The organism is uncultured Fibrobacter sp. (assembly GCF_937877005.1).
In the GTDB taxonomy this organism is placed as follows: domain Bacteria; phylum Fibrobacterota; class Fibrobacteria; order Fibrobacterales; family Fibrobacteraceae; genus Fibrobacter.
Genome location: NZ_CALEFV010000180.1, coordinates 1 through 1,934 on the forward strand (window position 1 = coordinate 1; position 1,934 = coordinate 1,934).

2 protein-coding genes are annotated in these 1,934 nt (G+C 51.8%); one reads left to right on the forward strand and one right to left on the reverse strand.

What is annotated here, in order from left to right; translation table 11 throughout:
• Positions 1 to 840, forward strand: an 840-nt coding sequence (locus Q0628_RS08440) for an A24 family peptidase (RefSeq protein WP_298770052.1), incomplete at its 5' end; no start/stop codon positions are given.
• On the opposite strand, the gene Q0628_RS08445 is transcribed toward Q0628_RS08440, so the two are convergent.
• On the reverse strand, positions 837 to 1,934 hold a 1,098-nt coding region (locus Q0628_RS08445), incomplete at its 5' end, for a hypothetical protein (protein ID WP_298770054.1). The two genes, Q0628_RS08440 and Q0628_RS08445, sit on opposite strands and share 4 nt — an antisense overlap.

Genomic DNA, 1,934 nt, shown 5'->3' on the forward strand with positions numbered 1-1,934 from the left:
TTTTTCATGCTGGGCGCCTGCGTCGGCAGTTTCTATAACGTGATTGTGTATCGCATGCCGCGTGGAATATCGCTCATAAACCCTCCGTCTCATTGTCCCCTGTGCAAAAAGCATATTCCGCTGTACTACAATCTACCTATTATAGGTTGGATTATTCTGAGGGGCAAGAGCGCCTGCTGTAAACAGCCTATCAGCATCATTTATCCGATAGGGGAATCGCTTTGCGGCCTGCTTGGGGCACTTGCACTGTTTGCGGCGACGGGTTTCTCGACGGATTTTACGGCGCCGGTACTGAGTCTAGAAGTGTGGGCCGATGCTCTTGCTCTATTTTGGCTCCTGCTAGGCATCTACCCGGTGAGCGCCATTGATTTTAAGTACAAATTAATTCCTGATTCCATTTCGGTTGGCGGAATTGTTGCTGGTCTTGTCATTTCGCTTATTCCCGGTGGCGTGACCCCGTTACAGAGCCTCGTGGGTGCGTTGCTGGCCGGTGGAGGGCTGTATCTTATTGGCTTTGTTGCGACAAAGCTTTTGCATAAGGATGCCATGGGCTTTGGCGATGTCAAGCTCCTGGCTGGATTTGGTGCGATTATGGGTATTTCCCATGCGGTCGAGGTCCTGGTGATGGCGTCAGTTCTTGGGATCCTCGTCATGGTGCCTTATGCTAAAATTTCGGCCGGCAAGACTGCGAAAAAAACTGAAAAAAACGAAAACGCCCCCGAAGATGAGGGCGCAGGGCAGATTCCTTTTGGCCCGTTCCTTGCGGTGGCCGCCCCGATTGTATATATATGGGGGGACGCCCTGATGAATGTCTACTTTAAGTTTGTTTTAGGGGATTAATTGCTTGACTGCATTTCGTAGAATGCATACAGCCATGCCTTTAGGCGTGTCCAGTTCTTGTCGCTCTTGTGCTTGATGAAATCACCGAAGGAGTAAAGCGTAAGGTTGTTTAACGGCACACTCCCCACCTTGACGTCCTTGATTCCGTAAAAGTCTTCGGAAAGTTTCAGGTCCGTGTCGCGGATGGTGATTCCGTCGACGGCGATGGCTAGGTGCTTTTTATGGATGACGAGCGAATAGTGGTGGCGCTTACCGTCGAGCACAGCGGCCTTGCCGTATTCAATGGAATCGGTCGACGCAGTGTCAATGCCGTTGTAGACACTTGCGCAGAGTGCAGAAGAATCCTTGTTACAGCGGCGGATGGCGAATCCGAGGCTGTCGGAACCGGCACTTAGCAGAGTTGCGTCTTTGGCGAGGCTCTCCTGTTCAAACCAGAAGCTGATGGCGACGCTGGAATCCTCGGCAAAAACGCTGTTGTCGTAGCGCATGTCAAGAAGAGTGTCTGTCGCGGGGCTTGCTACGAACTGGCGGAGTCGGGAGTCGGCTCGGTCGAAGTTGTGCCACTGGATTTCGCCGGCCACGGCCGTGAGCTTTGCGGTAGAGCTGATTTGCGGTATGGCGACCCAGTACAAGATGGAATCTTCGGATATCCAGTCGCTACCCTGAGATGTTACCACGTTGCCCTGTTCGTCCAGGAACACTTCGCTGTAGTCATGCATGTAATAGGGCATCGACTTGTCGTGACTCCCTTTCTTCTTGAGCGGAATGAGCAGGGAATCCAGCTTGGGATCGTCGAGAGAATCGAGTAGGTCAAATTCCGGTAGTGAAAATTCTAGGGTGTAGAGAATGTTTGCGTCGGCGTAGTTGTTCACGAACAAGGTGTCGTCTTCCTGGAAGTTCCAGTACACGTTTTTGGTGATAAATTTCTTGCCGTTGTAGATTTCGATGGTCTTTTCGCCTTCGTCATTTTCGACGATGGGGATGTTGTCGATGATGGCGTAGCCGTTCTTGGCGTCGCTCTTGGTAATCTGCTTGCACTTGAGCAGTCCCGTGATGCAGATGGTGTCACCTACCGAGAGCGAGTCGTAGTCGAC